Below are 16,818 nucleotides of genomic sequence, written 5' to 3'. Positions count from 1 at the left end.
TTTTAAAGCGCAATTATACTAAATAACAATAATATATATTATTGTTATTTAGTATAATTGCGCTTTAAAAAGTGCAAAGCAAATTTATATAAATAAATCTAGTCTCAAAACTGTTTACTTTGCATAAAAATAATTGAAATTTTTATTTTTCAATATCTTTGCCTATAGATGCATATAGGCATAATAATATAATAATTATTTAATATCTATATCATAAATATTTTATCTTAGATTTTTTTGTGGAATGTAGAAAGAGAAGTAATTCTTTTGTGATTTAAGTTTATTTGTGGGCCAATATAAACTAGGTATTTGTTTGCGTATATTTGTTTTTGTATTAAACATATAAATTTTATAAAATTATATTTCTCAAATAATCAAAGAAATGAATGTTTTATAAAATTACTGTTTACGATAATGTGTTGACTAATTTTGACCAATATTTAAGAGCAAATTTTAGAAATAAATATGCAGTATTGAATTTATTTTTTTTATTTCCTTAAAAGTATAATTTATTGAGCTAAATTTTTAATGGAGTAATTATGAAAGGAATTAGTCATTGTTTTTTATTATTAGCTATTAGTGTTGGTTATATATATTCATTTAATGTTTCAAATAGAGAATTTTATGGCATATTAGAAGGCTATTATTCGGGCAAAATTGAAGAATTGTTAAAAAAAAATGATGAAGATGCCTATATATATAGACTTAATAAGTTTAAAGAGACATTAGGTGAAATGAGTTCTGGTATCAAGCTATATTTTATTAATCTTATTGATTACCAAATTGCCAGATTCCTTCAGAATAAAGAAGGAAGAAAGAATTCTTCTAAAAGTTATTCTGTTTTAAAATCTACTAAAAAATCTCTTTTAGAGCTAATTGCATCAATAGATTTTAAAGGTTTAGAGAAAAGCATTCAAAGTGATGTTTATAGGATTTTAGGAGATGTTAATTTAATGCTCTTGAGGTATGCTGGTGGTGCAGCTTTAAGTAAGCTTGCAAATGAGACTAGAAAATATTTTGAAAAGTCTTTAAAAATTAATAGTAAAAACTCATTTGCTAATACTTCTATTGCAAGTTGGTATTTATATGCTCCAAGGATTGCGGGAGGAGACCCAAATAAAACTTTACTATTTGCTCAATTAGGATTTAAACATGGTCAAACTGATGTAGAAAAATATTTTGCAAATATATGGATAAGCCAAGCATATTTTCTACTTAAAAATGAAAAAGAAAGCCTTAAATATATACTTAGAGCTGAAGAAATATTTCCTAACGGAGCTTTTCACAAAATGGTTCTAGAGCAAAACAAGGGTGGAAATTTGTTTATGGATTTTCCTATAAAAAATTAGTTAAATAAGAGGTTAATATAACTTATTTAAGATTTATAAGTTAATTTTTGTATGTTAAAGTTATTGTTAATTTTTTTGGCAAACATTAGTTTATTTTCTTTTGAAAAAGATGTAAAAGCATACATAGATAAAATAGAAAGTATTCATACTAAATATTGTTCCGGTAATTTTGAGTTTGATTTTTTTGCACCCGATAAAATTTTTAAAAACGAACTTAAAAGCATAGAAAACAATATTTTACTGAAATATAGAAGGGAAAGCGTTCAATATAATTACTTGAATTTACTTATGTCCTTGGTTTTGTGTGACGTTTCTTACTTAATTAATGATCCACATAAATACAATGATTTGATTAAAAAACTAATTCAAAATTATAATTATGCTTTTAAAATTTCCTTAAAAGAAAATGTTCCATCGGATTATTTTAGGGCATTGGGAGAGCTTGCTATAAATTTAATACCCCATGATAGAAACAGATTGTATTCTTATTTTGTTAATGCCAAGAGACATTTAGAAGAGTCTTTAAAAGCAGATAGCAATAACGTTAAAGTTTTCATTCCTTTATCTATTTTATATACAGTTAGAGCGTCAAATAGAGATTTTTATAAAATTCTATTGGCAAAAAGCTATATTGATAAAGCAGAAAGCAGTAATCTTGATTCTAGACTAAAATATTTGAAAGAATTGGTAAAAAGTTCTTTTTTAATTCGTATTAATAGAAGATTAGAAGCAATTGAATGTTTAAAAAAAGCCCGGGCCATATTTCCCAATGGGAATATGGCTGTATTGGCAATTGAAAAATTAAAAGAGGGTAATTCTTTTTATTACTAGAAATGATTTTGAATTTAATTTCAATAAAGATTTAAGGTATTCATGAAAAAGTTTTTGTTTTTAATATTTACCTGTTTTGGCATATTTGCAAATGAGCTAGAGGATGAACTAAGTGATTTTGTAATACGTGGAGTAGATTTTGAATTTCATCTTGATTATCTTAGTGTTCCAAATAATTTTGAAAATAATTTTGATTTTATTTTAAACATTAAGGAGAATGATTCAAAAATTTCACCTTTTTTTAGATTGGGAACTGATTATTCTAAAATGTTTTTATTTGGTTATGGGCTTGCTTATGATTTTAGGAAATTTTTTTCCAAGGTGTTTTATGAGATCAGAATCCCGTTTATTTTTAATTCTAAAAATATTGAACATGTTGGTAATTTTGAGATTGGTTATAATTTTGATTATTTAAGACTTGAAAATAGATTTAGATCGGGGTTGATAAATCATTTAATCAAAGAAGCAGAAGTTAGTGTTGGTAGGTCATATCATAATGCTTTGACCTTGGAAAACATGGTTGCAATTTTACTTCCAATTTATTATTCAGAATTTCAGAGAGCAGATATTAGAACATCTTTTTTATATAAGTATTTACCAGACAATAATGATCAGTTTTATAGAGTACATTGGAATTTAAAATATCTTATTTCTATTCCTTTTGGAGAATTGGGATTTAAGGCCGATTTTGGAATGGCGGGCGATTTTAAAAAGTCTTCTATCTTTGAAACCGGATTTGATTATAATGCTTTAAATTTTTATGCTTTGACTATTCCTAAAATGGATCAAGATAGTCTTTATTTTAACGTTGTTTCTAATTTTGGATTAGAATATAGATTATTTTTCCTTGAAGCATTGAGAAATCTTGCTTCTGATTTATTTTTAGTATTGTCTTTAGATATTGGATATGGTATGAAAGAAGATTTCCTTTTAGATAAAGGAAAATTTCTTTATATTTTGGGCTTTGGGATGGGTTATAAGTTGTTTAAGGAAGTACCTTTTGTCTTTAAAGTTGGTATTAATCAGGATAAAAAGTTATCATTAGGGTTTTTATTAAGTTCAATAATTTTTGAGTGATATCATTTTGAAAAATTTTTTAAACTGTACAATTGAATTTAAAAAATAGGAGGTTTTGTGGAAAATATTAGTCTAGATTTAAAATTGGTTAATAAAAAATACAAAATTGGACAGGAAATTGTTAATGCAAATAAGGATATCTCACTTAGTTTAAAATCGAGGGATATGGTTTGGATTTCAGGTCCTACAGGGAGTGGCAAGACAACTTTAATGAATTTGCTTTCTGGGATAGATTCACTTGATACAGGAGAGATACGTTTCAACTCAACTCTTTTAAGTTCTATGAATGAAAAGAATAGAACTTTATTTAGAAGATATAATATCGGGTTAATCTTTCAACATTTTGAGCTTATTCCAAGTCTTACAGGATTTGATAACATTTCATTGCCCCTAAGATTTTCAAGAAAAAGTGCCAAGCAATTAAAGTCTAAAACAGAAGAATTAATAGAATTTTTTAAACTTTCAAAGTTTGTTAATAAAAAGCCTAAATATATGTCTGGGGGACAAAGGCAAAGAATAGGAATAGCAAGGGCTTTTGTTTATGATCCCAAATTAATAATTGGAGATGAAATAACTAGTCATTTGGACAAAGAAACAGCCATTTTTGTCTATACTTCAATACAAAAATATCTTAAAGATAAGAATGCAATTGGAATTTTTGTTTCTCATGATTACAATTTAAAAAATTTGGCTAATAAACTTTACAGAATAGAAGATGGGGTGCTGTCTTTAGTAGGGGGTGAATGTGTTTAAATTGGCGTTTTACAATATTTTTAGAGATTTAAGGCGTACAATCTTATTGTCTTTGCTTCTAGCAAGTTCTGTAGTATTTTTATTGGTTTTTGTTGGATATATGAATTTTAGTAGAGAAGGGATGGAAAAGAACTTTGTCAGTTCAACTGGTCATATTCAAATTGCTAAAGAAAACTATTTTAATCCTAAATTTAGTAGTCTTAAGAACGAGTTGTTGCTTGAAGAAAAGGATATCAATCTTATACGAAATGAAATAGTTGGTTATGATGAATTACAATCCACTAATTTAATAGTCAATTTTGATGGGCTTCTTGGAAATTCTTCGACAAGTAACCCAGTTTTTGCATTTGCCTATGAAGACCCAGACATAATTACAAGCGGTCTATCTTTATTAGAAGGCGATCCTATTTTTAATGATTCTAATGGGGGTGAGTTTTTACTTGGGAGTAATTTAGCGGCTTCATTTGGTATAGAAAAAATAATGGAAAACAATTCTGATCTTACACTAATGACAAATTTGCTCGGCAAAGGTTTGAATTTTCAAAATATTAAAGTTGCTGGAATTGTAAAATTCCCATTTTCAACAGCAGATAATATTTTTGCAATTACTACTATTAAGACTTTAAAAGACTTGTTTGCATTTGAGGGTGGAGCACACGTAATCCAAGTGTTTTTAAAGAAAAATTCTACTTTAGAAACTTTTAAAAAAAAATTAGATAATCTTAAAAAAAATAAAGGGATTGCATTTGATTATAATGACTGGTTTGAGATTAATCCTTACTTTAAATCTGTTTTAGGAATGACTAGAACAACATTTATGTTCATATTGGTTTTAGTATCTCTTCTTATATTTATTGCATTTTTCCAAATAATGACAGCATTAAGCATTGAGCGCACTAGAGAACTTGGCACATTAAGAGCAATTGGTTTAACCAAATTGGAACTTTTTTACTCTCTATTTTTAGAAATTGTCATTATTTCTGTCATAAATATCGGTATAGGGGTGGTATTGGCTTATTTTGCTAAACTTTTTATACAGTTTCAAAAAATTAGTTTTACTCCTCCGGGTTATTCAGAAACATATTATATCAACATATTTTATTATGCTAGTGATATAATATATGTTTCAATCTTCATGTTAGTCCTTGCTATTTTTTCTTCTATTTTACCATTTAGCAAAGCAAGTAAAAAGTCGGTAGTAGAGGTGATGAACGATGCTTAAAATTTTTGTAATTGTTTTTAATTTTTGTGTTTTAAATTTATTAAATGCTGGAGATGAAAAAAGTTTAATAAAAGAATTTGAAAACCTGTATTATCCCCAATTAAAAAGCGGAATTTATGCTTTCAAGATGAATTTTAAAATTAATGTAAAAAATAATTTAGAAGAAAGTGTGGGTCTAAGAATTATTAATATTGATAATAGAGATGTACGTTTAATATATATGTCGGGATCAAAAACGGATTTTGCCTTTTTATCTATTAGGAATAAAGGGCATTTTATGTTGGGAAGACAAGCCAAGATTCCAATTAAGGTAAGCGCATCCTATAAGGTTAAGGGCGCATCTGAACTTAAAGATATTTTGGGTTTAAATTTTAATACAGATTTCGTTTTATTAAAAGCCGAAGGCAATAGGTTTGAATTTCAATCAAAAGAGAAATCAATCTATCCATTTGTAGATTTATTAAAAATTAATAAAAATGATTTTAAAACTTTACACAAAGACAAAGAATTTAAAACTTTAAAAGAAGTAATTTATAGAAAAGGAAATATTAAAGGAATCGATGCTTTTGTTTATTTTGAAATTGAAGATAAAGCTTTTAACGATTCTAGTACAAAAATTTATGTAGAAGATATTATTAGTACGAGTCTAAACAACTCTATTTTTAGTTTAAAAGGATTTAATAGAATATTTGACATATATTTAAGTTATGTGAATTGAGAGTATGTGTGGGATAGTTAATAGTGGGATTTTTTAAAATTTTTTTTTTAATTCTTTTTTTGACTTTTCCTAATTTTTTGTTTTCTGAATCTTCTTTGGTTTTTAAGGAACATTTAGGATTAAAAACAAAATTTTCTTTATTATTCCCCGATGAAGATAAAAAAGATTTTTTTGGCACAGGGGCTTTGCAATTCTCAAATGAAGCTTATTTGGGATTTTTATTAAACTATAAAGTATTAGAATTTGGCTTTGCTCCTTCTTTTATTGTACAAAATAATGATCAATATTTTAGTTTTAATAAATTATTCTTCAATTTAAGCTTTAATGATTTTATTTTTAAATCAGGTAAGCAAAATTATTATTTGGGAAATGGACTAATTGAAAATATTGTTTTAAAAAGGACCACAATAGAACCAGAGTGGTTTTTTGAGTTTTATTATTTTATTTCCAATTATTCTATCTCTTTGGGTTCTATGTTCGACAAAGAAAGCTTAAATAAATTTTTGTTTCCTAAATATTTATCCCCCTGGCTTTATTTTCAAGCTTCTTTTGATGAAATAGATTTGCTTGCAATGGTTGAATTCCCATTTAATATTGAAAATAAAACTTTTGATATCAATATTATTTTTGATTTTTTATTTGAAGTTTTTAGTGGAATATTTTTTTACTCTACAGTAAGACAAGACCTGCTTTGGTCTAAAAATTATAAATTTGATGATGATGACAATAGATTTTTGCTTGGCCTTAGATATTATATTAATATTGAAAATGATGTTTTTAATGATTTATCAATAGTATTTGAGAGTTATTCAAAAAATAATAATTATTTTTTGGGATCTGGGATTAAACTAACATGGATTCGTGAATTATTGCAAACAACGATTTCCTTAAAAACCAATTTAAATACTAATTCTTTACAATTCTATTTTGACAATAATTTTTTGATTATTAAAGGATGTTCTTTAAAAATGACAAATATATTAGAATTTAATAAAAAGATAAATCTTAAAGATACTCCTTTTTATAATATGTTTAGTATTGAATTAAAAATTGAATTATAAAATTTTTAGTTGGTATATTGTATTTTTCCATGTCCCATTCAAAATGAGTATATTATAGAGCAAGGTGTAAATGAAATATAAGACAAAAAACAGATACTCTAAAAAGCTCAAAGCCAATATCTAGTATTAAATGCATTTTTTTAAAAAACTAAACCTGAGGGGCGTGTCAAGTTAAAATATAATCAAAATTATAGCTTAAAGCATTTTTATCTAAACAAAAGCTTAATAAATTATAGATATTATTTTTATAAAAATTAAAAATATATTTTCTAAAATATAAAGTTAAAGCACTTTATGAATCCATGTCAATAAGTAACACTTTTTTACCTTAAACCCCTTAACACATAAGAAAATAGTATTTATAAAGTACTTTTACCAACACCTCCCTTAAGATTTGCTATTGTCATGATATTTGATTTTTTTCTATCCATTTATATATTATCCCCCCTGTATCTTTTAGCTTTTTACAAAACCCTTTTAAAAATTTAAAGAAAAAATGTTTATAGTTATAAAAATGTATTTAAATACGAAAAAGTTTTTGTGGATAAAGATGTCAAAAACTAAGAAACAAAATAATTTTAGCATTAAGATAAGTGGTTTTAAAGAATATATAAATTTTAGAAATGCCTTGTAAATAAAGAAATAAAAAAAGAACTGCTTTTTCTAGAATTGAAGAAATAGATGATAAAAAATATATTATACAAATATGTTTAAACATTTAGTAAAATTTAGAATTGTTAATAAATTCTTTATTAATTTTTTTAATCATCCTGATAAGAATAATTTTTTCACCAACTTATTTTGCTATTTTAAGAATAGTTTCAATAAAAAACGATACAATGAAAATTGTTTTATTATTTTAGTAACGACTTTTGCTTTCACCTTTAAAGGCTTGAATTTCAATTAAAACTTGAATATCAGAAAAAGTAATAGAAGGGGGAAGAAAAGAAAGAGAGAGTTATCAAAAGTATTAGCTAGAGAAAAAACAAGGCTGTTACTTGGTTAATTTAATAAAAGGTATAAAATTTTTTATAGAAATAGGCTTTTAATTGAATTTGCTTTTAATACTGGCATGAGAATATTTTAATCTGCTAACTGGACTGATATAGAATGTAGTGCTAGTAGAAATCATATAAAAAAGCAGATATTTATCAAAAACTAAAGACATTTGCCTTGCATAGAAAATTGTAGTGTATTTAGATATTTCAACTACCGCGATTTATACTTATATACCTACCACCTAATATGATAAAAAGAAGTTATGATTAAGAAGAGTAGAATTTTGTATTAATAAGAATATTTAAAATGAGATTACTAGATGATAAAAATACTATAAAAAAAATATTTCATAATAAGATTTATATACAAGAACATTATATTATGTATCATAAAAGTAAAAAATATAATCCTAAAAAGGAGCAAAGTAAATACTTGCTTTTTTTCGTTATGAAGTTAAGAATATATAAACGGCTTTTTGAACTAGAACAATCAAATTGATTTGATTGTTCTAGTAAACTCAAAAAAACAAAAAATTAGTTTAAGATTTAATACAGATTTTAGTAATTTAAAATAAACAAATAACCAAAAAAGAAATATAAAAAAAAGATAGCAATAGATGTTTGATAGGAATGAAAATTTAACTATTGAGAGCCTAGATTTAAATATATTTAAATTAATGATTATTTAATGTATTTTGCTATGTTTTGAAACTATATTATTATAACTTTGTTTAATAAGACTTTTGATTTCTTCAGGGTTAGAATTTTCTTTGCAAGAAATCTGAATATTCCCATTACCAAGCTTGCCAATATTACTAACATCTTTGGTAAAACCCTCTTTTAGGGTTATCTGATTTAGAGTAATAGTAATATTTATTTTACTTACTTTGAAAGCAAAATCTGCAAAATTCTTATCATATACCTTAAATGAGGTATAATGCTTGTTTTCAACTTTTTCAATTTCGCTGGGATTTAAATCAAAAATAAACCTTTCTAATTTTTGATATATTGATTTTATATTAGAGGGTAGTCTTTCAAAATTTTTTAAATTTTCAGTTTTAATATTGTTGCTATTACTACTATATCTAGTAAATTCTTTATTATTTTTTTTATTGTTTATTAGCACATCGCCTTTTTCATTAAAGATGTTAAAAGTATTTTTAATAATGTTTTTGCATACTTCATCTGAATATGTTTTTTTAAAACCAATTTTAGTTTTAAAAAAATCAAGAAAATCATCACTTATGTTTTTTATTTCTTTTTTTAAATAAACCAAAAGTCTGTATGTATATTTTTTTTCTAATGCAAAAGATCTAGTTTCTTCAATATTTAAAGAATTTCTAGAAAACCTTTTAAGACATTCAAAATCTTCAATTGTTAATTTCTCTAAATTAATAATTGAAAAAGGTTCTTTGTCTAGAATATTATCTTTATCTAAATCAGTATAGAATCTATATTCTATGCCATTTGTTAGTATGCCAAATTCAATTTCATATTTATTGAAACGAAGATTATAAAAATAATCTGATAATTGACTTAAATAATTTTCAAGATTTTCCTTACAATTCTTAGCTTCTAATAAAATAGTAGGCTTTTTGTCTTTTGAATAAAGAACATAGTCAGCTTTTTTTTCATTTTTAACATTACCAATTGCAACTTCAACTTTAACGCATGAAGGATCGGTGTGGCAATATTCTAATGCATCTAAAAATGGATTAATAAAAAATTGTTTTGTTTCAGCTTCGTTTTTAATAATATCCTTATGGATTTCTATTTTCATACTTATTTCTTCTATTTTTTCTTTAAAACTCATTTTAACAAGATCCCTTTTTATTTTTATAAAATTTGTATTTAAAGCTTTATCTTTGCTTGAAATATATAAATTATATTATCAATATTGTCAATAGAATTGAAAAATATTAATTTTTTGGTCTCTTTTTTATATTAGGTGATATATAAGTATAAATCGTGGTAGTTGAAATATCCAAATACACTACAATTTTTTGTACAAGGCAAATGCCTTTAGTTTCTTAATAAATATCTGCTAAACAAATATAACAAAGCAAATAAAAAGATACTCTTTTTAAAAAATCCTAATTTTAGCCATCATGTCAGCTATTGAGCGCTATAAAATGGATTGCCATTATAGTCTAAAAACCATAGCTATTATTTTTTAAAAAAAATTTAAAGTGTTTGGTAGATTATTTTAATTTACATTAATGACTAAAATAGATAATTTTAGAAAGAATAAATGTTGGATAAGTAGCAATCTTAATAAAATGATGTAAATTTCTCATATAAAGAGAGGTTTAAATATGAAAATATATTTATATTTATTTAATATCTTTTTCATAATGTCTTGTAAATTATGGTATTTAAATTTAAATGACACTATGAGAAAGGGTGATCAATCGAATTCTGAGATTGTGGGTGTAAAAGGGATGCTTGAATCTAAGATGGAAGTTAAGATCTTAAGCAAGGACAACCTTAAAGATATGGCTGAAAAGGTTAAGATTTCTGCCAAGGAATCTAAAGATAAAGTTTTAAGTAAAAGGAAGAATAATAAGATAGCATTGGAAAATGCCCCATCACTTGTAAGAGAAATTAGGGAATCAGCTGAAAAGATCGATGCAGCTGTAAAGTCATTAATAGATTCAGGATATAGTGCTTCAGAGACTCTTAAAGATAATATGAAAACCGGGATAGATAAAATCCGCTTGTTAGATAAGATATTAGGGGTAGTACCAAAAATAAATAGTAATGATATTGATTTTAATAGTGGTGGCAGTATCTATGATAAAATAAAGAAAGTGATAGACGAGTTTACTAGTAAAGAGAAGAATGAGTATGGTTATTCTGGAATATGCATGGATTCTTATCCCAAGACAAGAGAAAAAGATTTGGTTAAGAAATGTATAAATGAGTTAATGAAAGATATAGATAAATCACTTAGTGATGTTAAGCACAACGGAAATGGTGTTTCTGGCGAGTTACTACAGGATAGCGCCAAAAGTGAATCAAAACAATTTAGTGAGCCATTGAAATTATTAAGCGAAGCTGTTGAAACTATAACAGAAGCTTGCAATCGTCTTGGCCATGACATAGATGAAAAATAATTATTTCTATTTTTGTATTATTAGTGCTTTATTTATAAGCAGAGAGTTTAAAAAATAGAAATTTTAATTACTATTTTAGATAAAGTATACTATAATTTGATGCTCTGAGCTAACAGCAGCATCAATAGAATTAAATGAATTTTATTGTAAATAGCAATAGCATGAATCAAGAAGTTCGGGCTTCAAGTAAGTTAAAAAATCCTCATTGCTTATGCCCTCCCCAACAACTCTCATTATTTGATTAATTTTGTTACCTTTTAGCAAGAAAAATCTTGCATATTTTGTCTTTTTAAAATCAATAACACCTTTAAAATCGCAAGGCTGCATGCTTTTTTAAAGGGTTAAGCTATCCATTAGCTCTGGTAGAGAGCACATAAATCGCAAATAGATGTATAGAATACTGTAGTAATTAATTTTTAAGAAAAACTTAAGGCGAGAAAAACAAGCTGATTTAGGTTTTAACAAATTAAAAGTTTACATGAGATTTAATCTTATTGGCATCTCTTTTTATAAGATTTTTATCATTTTGACAATCTAATAAAATAAAACAATTTTTTTGTAGTAAATGCCTTTAAATTTGCCAAAATTCTAATATTTTAGAATTCTTTTAATTCATTTATATCAACAGCACTTAAATTGATATAAGTATGTCTTCTATATTTTACAGATCTTTTAGAATTGTCGGATATCTTTTCTGAATTTTTAGTTTGCTAAAATCCATTCTTTGAAAGCCAATATTTCATATTACTCCTCAAGTTCTTCTTACATTCTTTTTGTATACTTTTCTTTATATACATTAACTGTTTCTATCAAATTTCTTAAATCATTAAATAGTGTGTTTTTTATTTTTTTATTTAAATCTTCTTCTTGCTTAGAACCTGCTTATATATTTGGCTTTAATTTTTCTGAACGAATATTTAATAATAGTGTTCTTAAAATAAGAATACTTGAAGAATTAAGTATTTTAGCTAAAAATGCCAAGTAAATTCTTTGTCTAATACTTTAAATTCTTTGTCATATATACTCCATACTCTTCCATTTTATTGAAAGTATCCCATAATGTTTTTGACATTAATTTATAAATACATATATTAGCAATGAACTAATATATGTATTACACACTTAAAATATTTAAATATTACTTATTAAATACCCATTTGTGAGAATTTTTTTTGAATTTCTTCTAATAACCTTTGAGCTTCTTTTTTAACTGAGTAATTATATTGAAAATAGTGCGCTGCATTTTCTAAGTTATTCATAGAATATTCTGCATTGTGCTTTGCATCCTTAGCAAAATTATCAGCCTGATTTATATCTCGCCAATTAACAGATCCACTAATTTGACCTTGCTTTCGACACTCATTATCATATCTTTTTTTAATCGCTTGAATTAATTTTTCTATAGATTCTCTTAAAAGAGAGTTCGCATTACCCCAATGACTATCTGCAATTTGAAAATTGCTTTGGATTTCATCCAACTTTAAATGGAAATCTTTAATTTTTTTCTCTATATATGAAAAATATATAGACATAACTTTATATTTTTCTATATTTTTTTTAAATTTAATATCTTTTCTAAGTAAATCCCTTTGGGTATGAAGCTTATTTTGCATATCCCAAAATAAACTAAAAAGACTCTCATATTCTTTTTGAAACTTAACAATTCCTTCTCCTATATTAGAATTACTAATTCTATCTTGCATATCTTTAATTTCCTTAAAGGCTTCCTTCTCATACGTTGTTTTCAGAAAGCTTTCCAAATCTTTCAATTTACTAGGTAAAGTTTTTTTACTAAATCCTTCTTGGACTCTAATAGGCAAAATCCCCACACCAATAGCAGAGCTACTTGAAGAATCTTCTAAATTTTTATCTGGCTTTGGGGTTATTGCGCTAACATTAATATTATCCATTGACTCTACTTCTACTCTTACTTCAGGAGCTATAGCTTCCCCATTTGAGATTATAGATTTGTCAACTTGATGTGGATGATTGATTAAATTCACATTTAATAAACTTCCCAAATTAACAGCACCTACATCAATATTAGACATGCTATTTCTAGATATATAGTTTTTATCCAAGTCTCTACCTTCTTGATTTCTAGTCTCCTCTTCACTTTTCTTTAATAACTCAGAAATTTCTGTGCTTTTATTTTTAACAGTTTTCCAATCACAACTAATCATTAAAATTAAAAAAACACCCGAAACATGGAAAATTTTATTGATCATACATCCCTCTCCTCTAGTCTTAGATATATAGTATTATAATGCAAGTATATTAAAATTTCTTTTACTTTCAATATGCCTCACTTTAATTCTTTAATTTTAAATTAATTTTAAGCTTTAATGCTTGAACATAAGGAAAGGTTAAAATATTACGAATATTTGCTTATCTTTAAATTCATTTGCAAGTTTATGTTCTAGGCATTGATAAAAAAAGAGTTTCAAAAATTAATTAATAATCCCAAATAAAAAAGATATAACCTCTGAAATAAAAGTAGAAGTAGCAGAACCAATGATAAATAATATTACTGCAATAATTCTCAAAGCCAGATAAAAATTTAGAAAATTCTTCAAGTGACACTACTTAGCATTGCTAAGTTTATTATGAGTATCTTTAGCTTCCTTAAAGACTTCCGATAGTGAACAAAACATTTGATAGATTGAAAAAGAAATAAAAGCTAATCTTGATAAAATAAAAATTAAACTAAATTAATAAATTGAACCCCTACTCCTGCATAACATAGCCATATTAATACAACTGCTATGATTCTAAATCATATACTTCGTCTATAAAATATTAATTAAAATATTTTCATTTTTCAAAATCTTCATTGTAAAGAAATCATTAATACTTATTCAAGCTTTTATTATTTTCCTATGATAATCTTTCCCACCTCTTAACATTTTGCTATGCAAAATGTTATATATCCTAATGCTTTTAAAAAATATTTCTTTTAATTAACGTATCCCCCTATTGATAGCATCAAAGAATATATTTGGAGTAAAAATAAATTTGCTTATTGAGAAATTCACCTCTACTTAAATTTAATGAAAATTATAAGCAGAGAATTCTTTATTATCCTTGGTCTAAAACAATGTTAAGCTAAAAATCCTCCAATGAAAGTATGAATAACACTTAAATTTCTTATTTGGTTTTTTAATAAAATTTCTATTAACAATAAACTTCTCATAAATTCTCTAATTTTGCTCAAGTTTTAATTCAAAAAGCTTTCCAATTTTAATTACAATCTCTCCCAGAATAGAAGATAAAAATTTTAATACTAACAAATTATATTCTTTATCTTATTAAAAAGATGCAAAGAAACAATTAACATCTTCACAGATAAAAAAGGAAAATAAGTCTCGTTATTCTTGGAATCTAAATTTTTATTAAACTAAATAGAACTTAAATTTTTGTTTTTAACCAAAGCTAAAAATGCTATGCTTTTTAGAAAGCATTAGTAACTAACTTTAACATACTAAAATTAACTCATAAACCTTAAATAAGGTGGATATATTAAACCGACCTCATTCAACTAACTTTTACAATATATATAGATAAAGATATATCAATATCTTTATCTATATATATATCCAAACTTTTAAAATATCTTTTATCAAGATAAACAAGCTTTCAATAAAAAATTTTTCAACTTGAATAATAACAATAAGCTTATTTACACATTGAGAGATGATAAAATTTTTAAAAACATTAGAAATGTTAGTTCAATCATTATCAAATAACACCAAACTAATTTATCAAAAACAAACTTATTCTAAGTATAGAATACTGATAATTATATAACACATATATTATAAATAATAAAATATTGAAATACTATTTAAACTGGTAATAAAAATATGAAAATATTAATTTACAATATCCAATATCAATTAATAAAAAACATATAGGGAGCTTTCTTTATGAGGATTAAAAATATAGCAAACATATTAGCAATTTTTTCATTTATTGTTTTAAATAGTTGGGGAGATGAACTAAATGAAAATTCTAAAAGCAATATTTTAATATTATCAGCCACAAAAACAGAAATAGCTGAAATAAATAAAATCATTCAAAATGAAAAATCTATTTCAATAGAAGAACATAAAAGAAAAAAAAAGATTACCTTTGGGAAGGTGTTTAATCACAATATAATTACCATAGCTACTGGAGTTGGAAAAATAAACACAGCCCTTTGGACAAGTTACATTATATCAAAATATAAAATTAGCCATATAATTAATGCTGGAGTTGTTAGTGGAATTTATAGCAATAAAAATAAATTCATAAAAATAGGAGACGTTGTAATATCTACAGAAGCAACAAGCTATGATTTTAATTTACATAGATTTGGTTATGAAATTGGACATGTTCCAGAACACCCTAAAAAATTTAAAGCAAACGCCACACTTATACAAAAAGCTTCTAAAATAAAAATAAGCAACGTGGTGTCTTATCTGGGGTTAATAATTACCGGTGACCAATTCATTGACCACCAAAATTTTCAAGAAATTCCAGAAGAATTTGAAAGCGCAATTGCAATAGATATGGAAAGCGCCGCAATGGCTCAAGTAGCATATAATTTTAAAATTCCTTTTATAATCATCCGGGGAATATCTGATATAGTTAATAATGAAAATAACTATGATGATTATAAAAAATTTTTAAAAAAAGCTTCTTCCAACTCAGCAAAAATAGTGGAAAAATTAATTAAATTAATATAATTATAAAAAGATCCTCCCCGATTATATAACTTGTGTTTTTTTATATTATAGCTTTATTTACAAATTTATTGATAAATATCTTTTCCTAAAGATATTTACTTTATTTTTTTATACTAAGATTTCAGTTTAAACTTTTTTCTACATTAAATGCCTAGTATAATTAATTTTTTAACCCCCTATCACTTGCTAAAAATCCTTGATATTTATTATCAATATCAATTACCCTCTTTTTTATTATCTTTACCTTTATTGTTATTTTTAATATCTAGACACTTAGATGCTATAAAAATGTAATATTTACCATTAATATTTTTTTCTAATACTACATTTTAAATAAGTTTATTATTTTTAATGTTCCTACGTAGACATAATTTTGCAAAGCCTGTTTTTAGATGCCTTTATATATAAAATAGATAATATTTTTAAAACTTTTTTAGGATATGTTGTGAGCATAAAGAGTGTTAAAGACAATAAAATAGGAATTAAATGGCCTAATAGATTAATAAAAATTTTAAAATGGATTTAGCAAGTTTAAAAAATAAAGATAAAAAATTAAAGAATAAATCATTTTTTATCTTTTTCACAATCTCCTTTAATTCTAGATATTAAGCTTATCCTTATGACCGTATATTGTTTTATATTAATTTTCTCAATTTTTGAATAAAATTTCAAACTAGAATTCCCAAAACTTCCAAATAGCCTTTCTTCTTTTATTAACCCTTTTGTATCTAAAATTTGTTTAACTTATTTTTTTACACCTTATTTTACTTGTCTTTATCAACCTTATTTTACACTTTATAAATTTTTTATCTTTATAGTCTATTTGATTCTTGTAATAAATCACCAGTAAAAAATAACAAAAATAATAAACATTATGTATTAATGCCTACTACTTCTCAGATTATAAAAATATAAAATCTCTATATTACAAATAGTAAGCTCGCTACAATAAATCATAAAACATAT

The 16,818-nt window shown here is 24.9% G+C and carries 11 protein-coding genes and 1 pseudogene; 9 read left to right on the top strand and 3 right to left on the bottom strand.

What is annotated here, in order from left to right; genetic code table 11:
- Positions 1–539 precede the first annotated feature (539 nt).
- The 7 genes from DB318_RS04835 to DB318_RS04805 all read left to right on the top strand — a co-directional run bounded on the left by DB318_RS04835 (position 540) and on the right by DB318_RS04805 (position 7,011).
- Entirely contained in the window at positions 540–1,349 is an 810-nt protein-coding gene (locus tag DB318_RS04835) for a hypothetical protein (RefSeq protein WP_151074389.1), read from the top strand.
- Positions 1,350–1,424: 75 nt separating this feature from the next.
- A complete protein-coding gene (locus DB318_RS04830) occupies positions 1,425–2,180 on the top strand; it encodes a hypothetical protein (RefSeq protein ID WP_236840937.1) in 756 nt (251 codons plus the stop codon).
- A gap of 42 nt (positions 2,181–2,222) precedes the next feature.
- Entirely contained in the window at positions 2,223–3,257 is a 1,035-nt protein-coding gene (locus DB318_RS04825) for a hypothetical protein (RefSeq protein WP_151074387.1), read from the top strand.
- A 57-nt stretch (positions 3,258–3,314) separates the two neighbouring features.
- Positions 3,315–4,010: an ABC transporter ATP-binding protein gene (locus DB318_RS04820; protein WP_151074386.1), complete on the top strand. Its 696-nt coding sequence runs from the start codon at positions 3,315–3,317 to the stop codon at positions 4,008–4,010.
- Positions 4,003–5,232: an ABC transporter permease gene (locus tag DB318_RS04815; protein ID WP_151074385.1), complete on the top strand. Its 1,230-nt coding sequence runs from the start codon at positions 4,003–4,005 to the stop codon at positions 5,230–5,232. The genes DB318_RS04820 and DB318_RS04815 overlap by 8 nt, the downstream gene beginning before the upstream one ends.
- Entirely contained in the window at positions 5,225–5,950 is a 726-nt protein-coding gene (locus tag DB318_RS04810; protein ID WP_151074384.1) for a hypothetical protein, read from the top strand. Before DB318_RS04815 ends, DB318_RS04810 begins: the two co-directional genes overlap by 8 nt.
- A 59-nt stretch (positions 5,951–6,009) precedes the next feature.
- Positions 6,010–7,011 carry a hypothetical protein gene (locus DB318_RS04805; RefSeq protein WP_236840936.1) on the top strand — a complete coding sequence of 334 codons (1,002 nt, stop codon included), beginning with the start codon at positions 6,010–6,012 and terminating at the stop codon, positions 7,009–7,011.
- A gap of 1,683 nt (positions 7,012–8,694) precedes the next feature.
- On the opposite strand, the gene DB318_RS04800 is transcribed toward DB318_RS04805, so the two are convergent.
- Positions 8,695–9,822, bottom strand: a complete 1,128-nt coding sequence (locus tag DB318_RS04800) for a type I restriction endonuclease (protein WP_151074382.1) — start codon at positions 9,820–9,822, stop codon at positions 8,695–8,697.
- Between the two features lie 502 nt (positions 9,823–10,324).
- On the opposite strand from DB318_RS04800, the gene DB318_RS04795 reads away from it, so the two are divergent.
- A complete protein-coding gene (locus DB318_RS04795; protein ID WP_236840935.1) occupies positions 10,325–11,125 on the top strand; it encodes a hypothetical protein in 801 nt (266 codons plus the stop codon).
- A gap of 78 nt (positions 11,126–11,203) precedes the next feature.
- On the opposite strand, the pseudogene DB318_RS04790 reads toward DB318_RS04795, so the two are convergent.
- A pseudogene (locus DB318_RS04790) lies at positions 11,204–11,410 on the bottom strand (V-type ATP synthase subunit A); the annotation flags it as partial.
- A gap of 860 nt (positions 11,411–12,270) precedes the next feature.
- A complete protein-coding gene (locus DB318_RS04785; protein ID WP_151074380.1) occupies positions 12,271–13,353 on the bottom strand; it encodes a hypothetical protein in 1,083 nt (360 codons plus the stop codon).
- Positions 13,354–15,051: 1,698 nt separating this feature from the next.
- On the opposite strand from DB318_RS04785, the gene DB318_RS04780 reads away from it, so the two are divergent.
- Positions 15,052–15,852, top strand: a complete 801-nt coding sequence (locus tag DB318_RS04780; protein WP_151074379.1) for a 5'-methylthioadenosine/adenosylhomocysteine nucleosidase — start codon at positions 15,052–15,054, stop codon at positions 15,850–15,852.
- Positions 15,853–16,818 lie beyond the last annotated feature (966 nt).

This window comes from [Borrelia] turdi (genome assembly GCF_008828755.2).
In the GTDB taxonomy this organism is placed as follows: Bacteria; Spirochaetota; Spirochaetia; order Borreliales; family Borreliaceae; genus Borreliella; species Borreliella turdi.
This window is presented reverse-complemented; position numbering and strand designations above follow the sequence as displayed.